Source organism: Streptomyces sp. NPDC002206, assembly GCF_053593595.1.
Window position 1 is genome coordinate 13,503 of sequence record NZ_JBSFCW010000012.1, and the last position, 15,292, is coordinate 28,794.

Annotated in this window: 9 protein-coding genes; all 9 read right to left on the minus strand. The window is 67.2% G+C overall.

What is annotated here, in order from left to right; all coding sequences use genetic code 11:
• On the minus strand, positions 1-1,227 hold the full coding sequence (locus ACWCP8_RS22415; RefSeq protein ID WP_425900982.1) for a phosphopantetheine-binding protein: 1,227 nt from the start codon (positions 1,225-1,227) through the stop codon (positions 1-3).
• Positions 1,221-4,787: an acyl carrier protein gene (locus ACWCP8_RS22420; RefSeq protein ID WP_425900983.1), complete on the minus strand. Its 3,567-nt coding sequence runs from the start codon at positions 4,785-4,787 to the stop codon at positions 1,221-1,223. The genes ACWCP8_RS22415 and ACWCP8_RS22420 overlap by 7 nt, the downstream gene beginning before the upstream one ends.
• The gene (locus tag ACWCP8_RS22425; RefSeq protein ID WP_451117693.1) at positions 4,784-8,062 is read right to left on the minus strand and encodes an AMP-binding protein; all 3,279 of its coding nucleotides are present in this window, start codon (positions 8,060-8,062) and stop codon (positions 4,784-4,786) included. Before ACWCP8_RS22425 ends, ACWCP8_RS22420 begins: the two co-directional genes overlap by 4 nt.
• A gap of 62 nt (positions 8,063-8,124) precedes the next feature.
• Positions 8,125-9,468 carry an MFS transporter gene (locus ACWCP8_RS22430; RefSeq protein WP_425900985.1) on the minus strand — a complete coding sequence of 448 codons (1,344 nt, stop codon included), beginning with the start codon at positions 9,466-9,468 and terminating at the stop codon, positions 8,125-8,127.
• On the minus strand, positions 9,465-11,045 hold the full coding sequence (locus tag ACWCP8_RS22435) for a condensation domain-containing protein (RefSeq protein ID WP_451117695.1): 1,581 nt from the start codon (positions 11,043-11,045) through the stop codon (positions 9,465-9,467). The genes ACWCP8_RS22430 and ACWCP8_RS22435 overlap by 4 nt, the downstream gene beginning before the upstream one ends.
• Positions 10,943-11,857, minus strand: a complete 915-nt coding sequence (locus ACWCP8_RS22440) for a TauD/TfdA family dioxygenase (protein WP_425900987.1) — start codon at positions 11,855-11,857, stop codon at positions 10,943-10,945. Before ACWCP8_RS22440 ends, ACWCP8_RS22435 begins: the two co-directional genes overlap by 103 nt.
• A gap of 99 nt (positions 11,858-11,956) precedes the next feature.
• Positions 11,957-13,666, minus strand: coding sequence for a non-ribosomal peptide synthetase (locus ACWCP8_RS22445; protein WP_451117698.1), 1,710 nt, complete (start codon positions 13,664-13,666; stop codon positions 11,957-11,959).
• Between the two features lie 975 nt (positions 13,667-14,641).
• Positions 14,642-14,893 (minus strand): hypothetical protein, encoded by a 252-nt coding sequence (locus ACWCP8_RS22450; RefSeq protein WP_425900989.1) that lies wholly within the window; start codon positions 14,891-14,893, stop codon positions 14,642-14,644.
• The gene (locus ACWCP8_RS22455) at positions 14,890-15,084 is read right to left on the minus strand and encodes a hypothetical protein (protein WP_425900990.1); all 195 of its coding nucleotides are present in this window, start codon (positions 15,082-15,084) and stop codon (positions 14,890-14,892) included. Before ACWCP8_RS22455 ends, ACWCP8_RS22450 begins: the two co-directional genes overlap by 4 nt.
• Positions 15,085-15,292 lie beyond the last annotated feature (208 nt).

Below are 15,292 nucleotides of genomic sequence, written 5' to 3' on the forward strand. Positions count from 1 at the left end.
CTAGCCTTCTGCGAGTTCTGAGGTTCCGGCCAGCAGGCCACCGACTGCGTCCGCCATGGCGGCGACGCTTCCGAAGGAGTTTCGGGACAACAGCGAGGCCGGGAATTCGATGCCGAACTCGTCCTCGAGGCCGATCATCAGCCGCACGGACTCGAGCGAAGTCAGGCCGGCTGCCCACAGGTCATCGGTGGCCTCCAGGCCCTCGGTCGTCACGCTCGTCTGCCGAGCGAGAACGGTTGTGATCCGCTCGATGAGATTCGGTGGCGTCACCACGGCGATTTCCTCTCCGGTGGGCTTCGGACCGGCTGCTTCCACGGCCTCGGTCATTTCATCGAGCAACTTCACTTCACGCTCCCTCAAGTCCCGCAAAATCTTGGCCATTCGCTGCGGCGATTGACCGTTTCCATCCATCCCGACGGTGTGCGCGAAATACCAGCGGCGGGCCAGGGCGTCCACCTTGGTGGCCAGCGGCTCCAGGGTCGGGAGTTCCTTGGCCGCCGCCGCCATCAGGCGCTGGGCGTAAGTACGCTCCGCGGCCACGTCCGCCACATCGGGTGCGACCCTTCCGGCCTCGACGGCGCGGATGAATTCATCGAGGTCGGCCAGGCCGGCTTCGCGGTGGGTGACGGCGTCGGCGTGCAGTGCGGTGAGCGCGTCGACGGCGGAGTAGGGCCGCTCGACCGTCCCGTACGAAACGACCATGTCGAAGTCGCGGGCCACCGCGCTCGCCCGGGTGCGCCGGTACGTGTCGAGCGACAAGGACGACGGCCTCGGCTCGTTCATCGGGTCCAGCACCGTGACGGAGTCCGGGCCCCACTCCACCACGATCAGCGCGTGCATGAGATGGGTGCGCCCGAGATAGGGCGAGGCGATGTCGAAGGAATCGACCGCGACCACCGCCGGCACACCGGCCTTGAGCGCGGCCTGCTCGGCGTCGAAGGCCGCCGCGGCCGACTCGAACCGCCGGCGACTGAGGTCCAGTCCCGAAAGCCGGGCCACGGCGGGAACCCATCGTTCTCCGGCGCGCAGCCGGTCGTGCCCGGGACCATAGGTGAACCCCCAGCTGACACCGATGAGATCGGCGGCGCCCTTGAGCCCCTGTGCTTCCAGGACGTTGCAGGCCGCCTGCTGGACACAGCTGCCGAACTGCGTGGTGCCCACGTAGGGCAACCCGGTTCGTAGCTCCTTCAGCATGCCGTCGGTGGATGGTTCGATCGTGTTCAGCATGCTTCTCCTTCTCGCATCACATCGGGCCGCAAGACGTCCTCGGTCGTGATTCCCTTTGCTTCGGCGACCAGCTCGGCCAGCCCGCCGACGGTCGACTGGTCGAACAGCTCGCTCAACGGAATCCGTACTCCGAAGAGTTCGTCGATGCGCGAGATCAGCTGAGTGGCGAGCAGGGACTGCCCACCCAGGTCGAAGAAGTCGTCGTCGAGAGCGACCTCGTCCAGGTTGAGCACCTTGGCCCAGATCCCGCACATGACCTGCTGTATCTCCTCCACGCCTCCGGCAGACGGCGTGCCGCCCCCGCTCTCCTCGTCGCGAGGCCGGTCACCGGGTGCGTCGTCGACTTCCTGGCCGCGGGTACCGCGGGCACCCGCGAGCGGCACGGCGGACAGTGGATGACCCGGCGCGGCGAGGACGGCGGTGGCCAGCGCCTCGAAGTCGGCCACCATGTTCGCGACGGTGGCGTGCTCGAAGAGGTCGGTGGCGTACGCGACGATGCCGGTGAAGGTGTCGTCGACCTCGCGCAGGTGCCATTCCAGGTCGACTCGCACAGTGGTCCACGCGAACTCGAACTGCCGTGCCGTGACGCCCGGCAGCGAAAGCTCTCCCACGCCGGGTCGCCTGCTGTGGAGCTGGAACAGCACCTGTGCGAGCGGATTCCGGCTGGGGTCACGGGTCGGTCTGAGTGCCTCCACCAGGTGCTCGAACGGCAGGTCCTGATGCTCGTACGCGCCCACGGCCACGTCTTTGGTCCGGCGCAACAGCTCGCTGAAGCCGGCTTCTCCGGACAGATCGAGCCGGAGGACCAGCGTGTTGAAGAAGAGCCCGACCAGGTCCTCGGTCTCCTGACGGGTCCGGTTCGCAACGGGCGTCGCGACAGGAACGTCGTCACCCGCACCGTGCCGCTGCAGGAGCACCCCGAACAGCGTGAGGAGCACCATGAAGGGCGTACAGCCCTGGGCACGGGCGAGATTTCGCAGCCCGGCCGCGACCTCGGGGTCCAGCCTGAACGTCACGGCCGCCCCTCGCTGGCTGAGACGCCTCGGCCGGGGCATGTCCGTCGGCAATGGCAGAGCCGGCGGCGCACCGGCCAGCCGCTTGCGCCAGTAGTCGATCTGCTGGTCACGGACCGAGGTGGTCACCCAGTCCCGATGCCACATGGCGAAGTCGGCATACTGCAGCGGAACCGCGGCGAGCGCGGCGGGTCGACCGGTGGTCAGTTCGGTGTAGAACTCCGAAAGTTCCCGCAGAAGCTGATTGTTGGACCATTCGTCGTAGGCGATGTGGTGGACGCAGATCCACAGCACGTGCTCCGAGTCCGAGTCCGCCAACTGGATCAGGCCTGCGCGGATGACCGGGCCTTCACTGAGGTCGAACGGGATGCGGATGCGTTCCATGACGATGTCGCGTGCGTGCTCCTCGTCGACGGCGGCCGCCTTGTCCAGCGGCACCGTCACGGCCTCGGCCACCGCCTGGTGCGGTTGGCCACCGGGACTCGGATAGCTCGTGCGCAGCACCTCGTGGCGATCGACGACCGTGTCCAAGGCGCCCTGCAGCGCATCGGCATCCACGGGGCCGGTCAGACGGAGAGCCTCGACGACGTTGAAGAACGCGTTGTCCGGTACCAGCTGATCCATGAACCACATGCGCTGCTGGGAGAAGGACAGTGGTGGCCGTGGCGGCCTGTCCGCCACCGGGATCCGATCGGTCTTCCGCGCCGCGGTGCCAACGGCCGCGTCCTGGATCGCCCCGGCCAGCCCGGCCACGGTCGGATGATCGAAGAGCCGGCGCAGCGACAGGTCCACCCGGAACTCCTTCCGGACGCGGGCCATGATCTGAGTGGCCAGGAGGGAGTGTCCGCCCAGGCGGAAGAAGTCGTCGTCGACACCGATCGTCGGTATCCCGAGCACGTCGGACCAGATCGCGCTCAGCCGATGTTCCGTCGGTGTCCGCAGTGCGAGCGCTTCGCCGTGGAGCTCGTCACGCACCGCGGGCACGGGCAGGGCGCGCCGGTCGATCTTCCCGTTCGAGTTCAGAGGCAGCGCATCGAGCGCCAGCACGTTCGTGGGCACCATGTACTCGGGCAGCTTGGCCGTCATCAGGGCGCGCAGCTCCGCGATGAGCTCCTCGGTCTCGGCGTTCGTGCCTCGTCCGGAGGTGACGTAGCCGACCAACCGCTGGTCCCCGGGCCGGTCCTCGCGCAGCACCACGACCGCGTCGGTGACTCGTGGATGCGTCCTCAGCACGTGTTCGATCTCGGACAGCTCGATGCGGAAGCCACGGAGTTTGACCTGGTCATCGCTCCGCCCGAGGAATTCGAGCAGGCCTCCGACGGAACGGCGCACGCGGTCCCTCGTCGCGAACATGCGCTCGCCCGGCCCACCCCAGGGATCGGGCAGGAAGGACGCCTCGGTCCGAGCGGGGTCGCCCAGATAGCCACGGGCCACACCCGGACCAGCGATGTACAGGTCACCGGGCACGTCCGGCGGAACAGGGCGGAGCGAGTCGTCGAGCACGTAGGCACGCACACCGGGCAGCGGCCGGCCGATGGGAACGACGCTGCCGGAAGGCTGATCGGTCGAGGTCGTTCCGGGCACAGGCGGCTCGTACACGGTGGCCGTGATCGTTGTTTCCGTCGGCCCATAGGCGTTGAGCCACCTCACGCCCGCGGGCGCCGCGGCCTGCCACGTCGCCAGCTTCCCGGCGTCGACGGCTTCACTGCCGACGACGACGAGGCGGAGACTCCCGCAGAGGGACGGTGGGTACTCGGACAGCTCGGACACCCACTGATGCCAGTAGGACGCCGGCAGATTGAGTACGGAGGCGCCCGCCTGGTCCGCGAGGGCCACGAGTTCACCGATGTCGGGCACGGGGCCGGCGTCCCGGAGGACGACGGTGGCGCCGCGAATGAGGGTCGCGAAGAGTTCCTCGGCCGCGACGTCGAACGTCAGTGCCGAGAACTGCAGGACGCGGTCCCCCGGGACGAGCTCGTAGCAATCGGCGACGGCTCGCAGCGAGTGCACGAGATGGGAGTGTTCGACGCACACGCCCTTGGGGTGGCCGGTCGTACCGGACGTGTACAGGACGTAGGCCGGTGCCGAGGGCGCGACGTGTGCGGCGGACGACGCGACGTCCACCCCGGTCTCGAAGACGTCCTCGACGACGACGACGGGCACCTGCCCCGTCGGGGGCGTGCCGTCGTTGCGCGACACGAGGATGAGACCGACCTGCGCGTCTCCGAGCACGTACTCGATGCGTTCCCGCGGATGCCGGACATCCAGGGGGACGTAGGCCGCTCCGGCCTTCAGGATGCCGAGGAGTGCCGCCGGCCATGCGAGGCTTCGGTCCATCCAAACTGCGACGGTGCTTCCCGGTCCGATCCCGCGCGCCGTGAGGTGGGCGCGAACAGCGTCGGACCGTTCGGCCAGGTCGGCGTAGCTGAGGGAACGATCCCCCTGGATCAGTGCGGGGTGATCCGCTCGACGCGCCGCCGCAGCGTCGAAGAGTTCGTGCAGCGTCAGGGAACCCTGCCGCACCCGGTCATGTGTTGCCTGGATCATTCGAAGGCCTGCCCGATCTGCCTCGCGAGTTCGGAGACGGCGGGTGCGCGCATGATGCTGTGGTGGTCCGCGTCCACGGAGCCGAAGCCGAGGCCGGGGCCGACCACGGAGCTCCAGCCCCAGGTCCGGTCCTCGTCCAGCAGCAGCTCGGCCGGCTCGGCACGGATGAGCGTGACGGGGTAGTCGGGCGTGGGGAGCTCCGGCTGCTCCTCGAAGTGCTTCTCCGAGGCCGCCATGTTGGCCATGTACACATCGAGCAGCGTGCGGAGTTCGTCCGCGCCCGCGTCCGGCGGCAGATGTCCGTTCTTCTGCATGGCCATGAGCACGTCGTCGTAGGTGTGGGCCGACGAGGTCTCCTCAGGGAGCTCCAGTTCGTAGTGCCAGGCGAAGCGGCTGATCAGAGTGGCTTCCGTCAGCGGCTCCGCCTCCTGGAGCTCTTCGTCGTTCTCCTCCTCGACGGCCGTGGGCACGGAGCTGTCGATCAGGATCAGCTTGCCCACCTCGACGCCGGCGCGTCGGAGCGCCTGAGCGGTCTCGAAGGCCATGGCGCCGCCGTAGCACCACCCGATGAGCACGGGCGGTTCGTGAGAGGCCTCGGAGATGGCCGCGGCGTACCCCTCGGCCATCTCGACGAGGCTCTCCTGGGGGGCCCTGCCGTGCAGCCCCCAGGACTCGACACCGATGACCTGCACGTCGGCCGGCAGCAGGCGGGCCATTTCCCAGTAGCTCAGGGTGCTGCCGCCACCGGGGTGGATGCAGAAGACCGGCTTGCCGGACTTCGTGTTGCGCAAGGGCACGAGGTTCGAATCGCGCCTGTCGGTGTTCCGGATCAGGGTGGCCATCGACGCGACCGTCCGCGCGCTGAATATGGACGACATGGGCAGCTTGCAGCCGAAGGCGTTGTTGACGACGGATATCAGCTTGATGGCACGGAGCGAGTGCCCGCCGTTCTCGAAGAAGTCGTCTTCCGGTGAAAGGCCCTCGACGTCGAGGACAGCGGCCCACAGTGCGAGCAGGCGCTGCTCGACGGAGTCGCGTGGACGACCGGCTGTGGTCGATCGCGCTTCGATGGGCGGGAGGGCCTTGCGGTCGACCTTGCCGATGCGAGTGAGCGGCAGCTGTGCCAGGATCTCCCAGCCGGTCGGCATCATGGCCGCGGGGAGCCTACGGCCCAGTGCGGCCTGGATGCCTGCGATCGAAGGCGCGGCACCGGTCTGGTTCTTGTCGCCGACCACGTAGGCGTCCAGATGGGAGACGAGACCGCTGTCGTCCGTCCGCGGGACCACGGCGCAGGCCGACACACCCGGCTGCTGGTTCAGGAGGCCCTCGATCTCGCCGAGCTGGACGCGATAGCCGTGCAGCTTGACCTGGTCATCGAGTCGGCCGAGGATCTCGATGCCGACACCGGGCACCAAGCGACCGAGGTCACCGGAGTGGTAGTGCCCGGAAGCCCCCCGGTCCCCGAAGCCCGACCTGCCCTCCTTCAGCTCCGACAGGTAGCCCATGCCGACTCCCGGACCGCTGATCAGGACCTCACCCGGGCACCACGGGGGCAGCGGCTTGTTCTCCTCGTCGACGACGGTGAGAACGTTCTCCCCGAGGCCGAAGCCGACCGGCAGCGAGGCACACCGCTCGTCGAACAGTGCGTCCAGGGAGAGGCACGAAGCGCCGATGGTGGTCTCGGTCGGACCGTAGTGGTTGTACACGCGCAGGTCAGGAGCGAGCTCGCGCAGCAGATCGTGGAGGGACTGCGGCAGCTTCTCCCCACCCAGCACGAGCACCTCGCCCGGCAGCAGCGCCAGCGGCTCGGCCGACTCCGCCAGCAGCGCGGAGAGGTGGGACGGTACGAGCTTCATCGCGCTCACGGGGTTCGCCCGGAACCGCTCGGCAAGGACCTGCGGGCTGGTGGCATCGTCCAAGCCGACCAGACGGACGCATCCGCCGCTCGCGAGCATCGGGAAGATCGCCGTATAGGAGAGATCCGAGGCCGGCGTGGAGACGGTCGCGAACTCGGCATCGTCGGGGAGCCTCAGCTGTTCCAGAATCGCGGAGGTGTAGTGCGCGAGTTGATCGTGGCCGATGACGACGCCCTTCGGCGTACCGGAGGTACCCGAGGTGAAGATCGTGTAGGCGGCCCCCTCCGCGCTCGGCGCCGCGGAACCCGACGGTGCGGCCGAGGCGGCGGCAACCGCCACCGACACGGTCGGGACCGGCAGGGTGACAGCCGTGTCGGCGTCGGGCACCAGAGCCAACGAGGCACCGGACTGCCGCAGTACGGCCTCGACCCGCTCCGCCGGCCACGCCGGGTCGAAGGGGACGAAGGCGGCCTCCGCCATCCAGGTCCCGAGCATCGCGACGACCGTGTCCTCGGACGCCGAAGCGAGCAACGCCACGTTGTCGCCGGCGCGGACACCGCGTTCGCGGAGCAGAGCTCCGACCGCGGCCGACTGCTGCGCCAGCTCTCGATAGGACAGGACCTTGTCCCCACAACGGACCGCGGGACGATCGGGGGTCGTTTCGGACTGTTCCAGGAAGCGGTGCAGCAGCGACTGGTGACGCCGGTGCGGGCGAGGGGTGAGCGGCTGGTCAGCCTGCATGCGCAGCACACCGACCGCCCGATGGCCGTCTGCCAGCGCATCGCCCAGAAGCTGCTCGAACGCCTCCGCCAGCAGCACCAGTTCGGCCTTCGCCACACGTGCGAAAGTGCCGGCGAGGGTGAGGTACAGGCGCTCGGGTTCGCGTGAGCAGTCCAGGTGGAGGATTCCCGGGACATCGGAGCCGGTCAGGGGCGTCCGCCCGGCGGGCAGCTCCTCGTGGATCTTCCCGTAACGGAAGGAGAGCACGGGCCCGGAGTCGAGATCACCACTGCCCGGTGCGACCTCGCGGCCGGCAACGCCGCGCGCCGCATCCGCCGAGGCCTTCAGCGCGACCTCCGACGCCCGTACGACGTCGGCGAAGGGGGCGCTCAGCGGAGCCGACAGGCGCACCTGCGCCACAGGTGCCAGCCGCCCCGAGATGTCCACCGCCACGTCCGCGGCGTGGTCCTGTGTCACCACCAGGACTTGATCATCGCGGTCCTGCGTGTACCGCGCGTAGAGGGATCGCCATGCGGCCAGCAGAATCGCCTCTTCACTCACGGCGAGCTCGTCGGCAACCGCCCACAGGCGCTCCAGCAGCGACCCTTCGAGCGGCACCGACAGGGTCTCGGGCGATGCGTGATCGCTCCAGAGGCCGGCGGGCGAGATGAAGGGTACAAAAGTCGATGGCTTGAGCATGTCTTCCGATTCCTGGTGAAGAGAGACCTGCCGGCTCTCGTTCTGCTTGGTTCCTACGGCACTCATTGCGCATCTCCCACCGGTTCGGACTTCTCTTCCGTGGATGCGCCGAGCTTCTGGTCCGCTTCGGAATCCGTTTCCACGGCCTCCGCATCCTCGAGGCGACGAAGGGTGCGCAGCGGAGAGAAGAACAGGAGCAGCGCGGCCAGGAAGCCACCGCACGCAGATACGAGGACGGTTTCACGGAGGCCCAGCGACGTGCCCAGCACACCGCCGAGAAGAGAACCCAGTGACAGCGCGCTCCAAGCGAAGGTGCGCACCGTCGCATTGACCCGGCCCAGCAAGTGGTCGGGAGTGACCACTTGGCGGAAGCTGATGACGGTCACGTTGAACACGGGAAGCCCGAGGAGAGCGATGAAGTTCGCGGTTGCCGCGAGTCCGATGGCCCACGACGAGTCCCCGTCGACCGACCCCAGCAGCAGGCAACCAATTCCGGGGAGCAACATGGACAGGATCAGCGCCGGGCCGGCGCCCAGCAGACGGGTCACCCGTTCGACGAGGAGCGCACCCACGACGGCACCCGCACCGCCGAATCCGACGACCAGGCCGACCTCCGTCGATCCGAATCCGATGTCCCGGACGAGGAAGAGGAAGAAGACCGACAACAGGGCACTCTCGAAGAGGTTCGCGAGAACCGCAGCGGTCGTGCACCAGCGAAGGACGGAGTGGCGCCTGACCACGTCGATGCCTTCTCGGATCGACGCCCCGAACGAGAGGGCCGCTTTGCTCTGCCCCTTGTCCGCCGTAGGCGTCGCATCCGCAGGCAACTTCAGAACTGCCGCAGCGGACAGAAGATAACTCACGGCGTCGGCGGCGATCACCAAGGGTGCGCTGAGCAGGCCGATCAACGCGCCGGCCGCTCCGGGACCGGCGACCTCGGCCATCGATTCCGAAACCTGCATCTTCGAATTTGCCTGCATCAGCCTTGACCGCGGGATCAAAGTGGGGAGGTACGACTGATAGGCGAGATCGAAGAAAACACTCATCGTGCCGACGATGAACGCAACGACGAAGAGCTGCGTGATCGTCAGCATGTCAAGGACGTAGGCGATGGGGATCCAGGCCAGCGCGACGGCTCGCACGACATCGGCCCCGATGAGGATGGGGCGGCGCGCCCGCCTGTCCAGCAGGGCTCCGACACCCAGGCCGAACAACAGGAAGGGAAGCGTGGTCAGCGCACCCAGGATCCCGGATTGCATGGGCGTGGCATGAAGGATCATGACGGCGGTGAGCGGGATGGCCACGTACGTCAGCTGCGCCCCGAAGACCGACATGCTTTGGCTGGACCACAACAGCAGGAAATCTCGGTGCCGGAAGAGCGAGGCCGTCTCGCTTGGCGCGGTCATTGGTTCTCCTTGAAGATCTCAGAAATCTTTCGGTCGAGATCGGACGAGGCGGCCTCGAGGCCGTCGGCGAACTCTCCGGCGAACTTCCGCATGGTGCTCTCATCGAACAGCGAGCTGTCGTATTCGACTTCGAGTTCCAGTTGGTCATCGAGCTCGGTGATGTAGTACGTGACATCGAACTTGGTCGCATCCGTGGTGACGAATACGTCCTCGGCGTCGACTTCTGCCATCTCGAGCGTCGGGTTGTGGAAGTTCTGAAGTGCCAGCCAGGCCTGGATCAGCGTGCTGCGCACCCCCGTCCGCGGAATCGCACTGTCAGCAACCTGCTGAAACGGGACACTCTGGTTCTCGTAGGCACGCAGGGCCCATTTGCGGACCCTGAGGAGCAGCTCGCGGAAGCTGGGATCTCCGGAGAAGTCCGTCCTCATCACGAGGGTGTTGATGAAGCAGCCCATGAGCGGCTCGGTCGCCGGATCCTGTCGACCCGCGACCGGAGTTCCGACCACCACGTCCTCACGGCCCGCGTGCCGCCCGAGAACGATGGAGTAGGCGGCCAGAAGCACCATGAACAGTGTTGTTCTCGTCTGCCGTGCTATGCCCAGCGCAGCGGCCTTGGGGAACGTGACCGTCACGGACTTGCCCGGCACCATCACCCGGGACTCCCTGGGGCGGTCGGTACGCAAGCCGAGTTCGCGAGGCACCTCGCTCAGCGCTTGCTTCCAGTACGCCGCCTGACGGGCGAACTCCTCGGTCTGCGAACGCTGCCACATCGCGTGGTCACGGTACTGGAGAGGGAGCTCGGGAAGATCCGGATCAGTTCCCTGCGCGTGCGCGTTGTACGCGACCGACAGTTCTTCGATGAGATTTCCGATGGACCATCCGTCGGTGATGATGTGGTGAACAGTGATGTGAAGGAAGTGCTCGTCGTCACTGATGCGCAACAGCAGCGGACGCAGCAACGGCCCCGTCGCCAGGTCGAAGGGCATCTCAGTAGCCCGTACGAGCAACTCTTGTGCGTCTGCCTCCGCGTCTACGACCTCGAACGTGCAAGCCCCAGGTTCGTCGACCACCGCGGTGAGCTCGCCGGCCGGAAGGAGTTCGTACCGGGTGCGCAGAATTTCGTGACGCGCCATCACCGTCCGCAAAGCCTCGTTCAGCGAAGGAACGTCCAGGCGTCCGAAGAGGCGGAAGGTGATCGGGATGTGGTAGGCGGATGACTGCTCCTCAAAGGTGTACGCCATCCAGAAGCGTTCCTCCGCAGGACTCAGCGAGTTGGACCAAACAGACTTCTTCTCCCGGAGCTGCTGAAGAGGGGCCGTGGAACTGTTGGACTCGGTCCGGCGGCCGGCGAGCCGCTGAGCAAAGAGTTCGCGCTTCGCCTGAGACAGGGTGTCCAGACGTGCACGTCCTTGTGGCTCTACAGCGCCGTCGGCAAAGCGGTCTGGATTCGTTGGGAAGGTCATTGAACAGGCCCCTAATCCGTCATGGAGACGAGGGTCCGGCGAGCCCCGGTGAAGGGCTGCCTGCCGTGCGCGACCAGCATGTTGTTGACGATCATCACGTCCCCCGCCTCCCACGGGAAAGCGAACGACACCTCGTCGTAGACCTTCCGGACGGCGTCCAGATCGGCCTCTTCTATCGGGGAGCCGTCGCCGTAGTAGGCATGCCGGGGCAGATCCTCCTCGGCATAGAGGGAAAGGAGTGCCTCGAGTACGTCCGGCTCCAGGCTCGTGGCGTGGAAGAGGTGGGCCTGATTGAACCAGACCGTGTCCCCCGTGCGCGGCTCCACCTGCCACGCCGGCCGGTGATGCGACGTGCGCAGCCCCTCGTCGGTCCACTCGAAGGTCTGCCCGTGCTCCGTGCAGTACTTCTCCACGGCCGCCGGATCATCGGTCTGGAACGCCTCCTGCCAGGACAGTCCAAGCCCCTGGCGGAACGAGCGGGTGTAGACGACTCCCTTGGCAAACCGCTCACGGACATCGGTCGGCAACGCCTGGTACACCGCACGGCTGTCGGCGACCGGCGTCGCTCCGCCCGACTCCGCGGGCACATCACAGAGGAGGAACAGCAGCCTCGGCCAATTCTCCGAGTAGGAGCTCTCGTTGTGCATCGGGATGGCCTGGTCCGGCGGATACTCCGTGGAGGTGTAGATGGCTCCCTGGACCTCGGACCGCGGTGTGGACCGCTCGGTGTATTCCAGGGGGGACCCACCCACCAGGCGGGTGATCTCGTCAAAGAGTTCCAGATCGGCGGGAAGTCCACGGAGCAGCACCGCCCCCTGATCGTGCAGCGCGCTGTCCATTTCGCCGAGAAGTTCACGGCACCGGCCCAGGTCCGTCACGTCATCGAAGACGGCGACGCGCGTGTACTCATTTCCTACATACCGCATGAATATGGTTCCTTTTCGCACATTTGGATTGGCCCGTCAAGGGCAGATTCACCAGTCGGCCGGCCGAGATCGCCGGCGGCGGTAAGATCCGGTTCAGGCTCAGACAGCTCCCTGACGCAGGAGCTGCTCCGCATCCGCGTCGCTGAGTTCGTCGAGCTCCGCCATGATCAGTCGTTCGATCTCCGCAGCCAGCGCGGCGACCGTCGTGAACGTGAACATTCCTCGAACCGGGATGTCCACGCCGAGCTGCGCACGAATACGGGCAATCGTTCGGATGGCGGTCAGTGAATTGCCACCGCGCTCGAAGAAGTCATCCTCCGTACCCACCTTTTCCACACCGAGCAGGTCGGCGAAGACCTCGGCAACCAGCCGCTCGGCGTCAGTGCGCGGGGCGACATATGCAGGCTCGACCGAGAAGTCCGGCGTCGGAAGCGCAGCGCTGTCCAACTTGCCGTTGGAGGTCAACGGCAGGGCATCGAGCTTGACGAAGATGCTGGGAAGCATGTACTCCGGCAGTTCGCGAGCGAGCGCGTCACGGTCGGGCTCACCCTGGCCCACGACGTAGGCCACGAGTTGGTCGGCGCGAACCGCGACGGTCGCCTGCTCGACGCCGGGCTGGGCGCGCAGCAGGGACTCGATCTCGCCGGGCTCGATCCGGAAGCCACGCAGCTTGATCTGCTGGTCGTTGCGCCCCAGGTACTCCAGGAGCCCGTCTTCCCGACGCCGCACCAAGTCGCCCGTCGCGTACATCCGGTGGCCAGGGTGGAAGGGGCTGCTCGCGTACGCGGCACTGTCACGGCCCAGATACCCACGGCTCACCTGCGGCCCCGCGACGTGCAGGGCCCCAATGCCCCCGTCCGGGACGGGCTGTCCCTGGGCATCCAGAACGTAGGCGGCGTGCCCGGGCACTGGATGCCCGATCACGACTCCCCCGGAAGCGTCGACCGGCGGCTGGGTGCCGGGCTCGATGGTCAGAGCAACGCAGCCGACGGTGACCTCGGTGGGGCCGTACTCGTTGGTGACCCGAGTCCGCGGGTTACGGACCCGCCAAGCCTCGAGAACGTCCGCGGGCAGTGCCTCGCCGCCCACAACGAGATCCTCGCTCGGCGATGCGGCGTCACCGATGGCCTCCAGCAGCGGCAGGTGGCTCGGCGTGACCTTCAGGAACGAAGGACGCTCCGGCACATTGCTGATCAGCGGTGCCAGGCGCACTGAGCCGCCAACGATGAGCGGGCCGAACAGTCCCGTGACAGTCAGGTCGAAACAGAGCGTGGAATGGACCAGGGACCGTCCAGCCAGCCCGGGGTACACATCTGCCGCCCAGGTCAGGTAGGCAGCGAGCGACCCGTGCTCGACCACCACGCCCTTGGGCCGACCGGTCGACCCTGACGTGTAGATCACATACGCGACATCGCTCGGCGAAGCCGGCACCAGGTCGCGATCGGCGTCTCCGTCAGCCTCGCCACCGACCTTGTCATTGATCAGGAGGACGTCCCCCGGGAACGGCCCTGCCGAGCCGGCCAGTACCAGCCGCGCTCCGGAATCGCCCAGCACGTACGCCACGCGGTCGGCCGGGTGACCAGGATCGACCGGGACCCATGCGCTCCCGGCCTTCCACGCTCCCAACACCGCGGGCAGAAGTTCGAGGCACGGTTCCGCGGAGACCCCCACCACCGCCGGCGCACCGGCAGCACGCAACCGCGCCGCGACGCGAGATGCGGCGACGTCCAGCTCCCGATAGGTGAGTCGACGATCACCAGCGATCACCGCGACGGCGTCCGGGGTGCGTGCGGCTTGTTCCCCGAACAAGGCGAGCACGCTCGTGTCGGGCTGGGGCGCCGGCTCCCACCCGGTCGGGCACGGGAGGTCTCGTCGCTGAGCCGAGGGCTCTTCTGTCCCCGGCGCTTCGTCAGCCATTCCTCTTCCTTTCCGCCGCTTTCACCGCATCCGATGGCGCACTGTCCGGAAGGCCGTGGCGCCATCGGCCGTACGGCCGGCGAGGGTCTTGATCGATCTGGGCATGCTGAGTCGGCAGACGGCGAGAGCCGATTCCTGCGGACTCCAGTTGCAGATCAACGGTGTCTGCGTCGGGACGGCGACCGGCACATCGGACATGTCGCGAATTGATGACTTCACTGACGTCTCCGCCGTGACCCCCGGCCAGCCCTTTCGATGCGAAGTCGGTAGTACTTGATCGGCATGGGTCTCACCGTCAACCGATCCGCCTCGGATCTGCGTGATCTCATGGTTGCCGCAGCGCCTCCCGACCCGGTCCCGTCTCGTTCCCGGCCGGATCCGGATGCATCCCGGCACACGGCGGAGGCAGCCCGGTCCGTGGCAGGATGACGGGATGCCGATCCGAAAGGCCGATGCCGCGTAGGCGTCCGAAGGGGCTGCGCGCACAGCGTTGGCAGCCCCGAAGAGGTATCCCGGTTCGCCGGATCGCCGGTGTGACTGCGGCGACTCGCGTGGCGATCCGGAAGGTGGAGGAGGACCGGCTGTGGCTGGGGGTCGTAGTCGCTGCCCTGGCCGAATGTGAGTGGTATCTGAAACAGCCAGGGCGCGTGTTGCCGGATCCGGTGATGGGCTGTGAGTGCTGTGACCCCCTCGTGGCGAGGGACCGCCTGGAGGACGTGTTGTTGTTGCTTCCCCGCGGCGCTCGGGCGGACCTGGGCAAGCTCGTCGCCAGGCTCGATGCTGAGTTCGACCGCCGGACCGTTCCCCTCGGTCCTCACCTCACGCTGGCGAGCCCGTGGGGTGCGTGCGGATGGTGGCGTCGACGCCTCATGGATGGCTGAAAGGGCGGGGGCTTCTCGTCGCTCGGCCGACCGCCTGCTGTTGTTCGGCGAACGCGTCGACCACACCCTTGCCGGCCTCCGGCCGGATCTCCTGGCGGCGGGCGGCAACGTAGCCACGGACCATCTGGTGGGAGATGCCGGCGCCATGCTCGTCCAGCAGCCGGTCGTAGATTCGCTTGACGGTGTGCCGCTGTTTGCACGGTGCGGTGAGATCAGCCGTGAGGATGCCGTCGATCATCGGCTTGCAGAGTCCAGCCTTGTCTCCCGCGGCTCCATCTCCTTCCGCGATTCCGGCAACGCCGAGATCAAGGCCCTCCGTACGGTCTCGAAGCCGACACCGTGCTTCCGCATGAGCGCCCGCAACGACATGCCGTCCTTGGCGTCACGACGGATCGCCGCGTACAGATCGACCTTGGACTTCGGCAACACCCGGGCCCCCTCGTCGTGCAGAGCACAACCATGGTCCCGAAGCGTGCGCCGAGGCATCCTCGAAAACGCGGCGACATCACTCACCCGTGGAACCGGGCGTTCCCGCCACTGAGCATCAGATGTTCTGAAACTCACCAACAAAGCCAGTTTGAGCGCTAAGGCGGATGACCTATGATCCTTCTGGCCAAGCCCTCGACCTGGGTTTTTG

Bases quoted from the DNA above. Each gene is read 5' to 3' on its own strand.
- ACWCP8_RS22415 (WP_425900982.1), bottom strand. From the start codon at position 1,227: ATGCTGAACACGATCGAACCATCCACCGACGGCATGCTGAAGGAGCTA.
- ACWCP8_RS22420 (WP_425900983.1), bottom strand. From the start codon at position 4,787: ATGATCCAGGCAACACATGACCGGGTGCGGCAGGGTTCCCTGACGCTG.
- ACWCP8_RS22430 (WP_425900985.1), bottom strand. From the start codon at position 9,468: ATGACCGCGCCAAGCGAGACGGCCTCGCTCTTCCGGCACCGAGATTTC.
- ACWCP8_RS22425 (WP_451117693.1), bottom strand. From the start codon at position 8,062: ATGCTCAAGCCATCGACTTTTGTACCCTTCATCTCGCCCGCCGGCCTC.
- ACWCP8_RS22440 (WP_425900987.1), bottom strand. From the start codon at position 11,857: ATGCGGTATGTAGGAAATGAGTACACGCGCGTCGCCGTCTTCGATGAC.
- ACWCP8_RS22450 (WP_425900989.1), bottom strand. From the start codon at position 14,893: ATGATCGACGGCATCCTCACGGCTGATCTCACCGCACCGTGCAAACAG.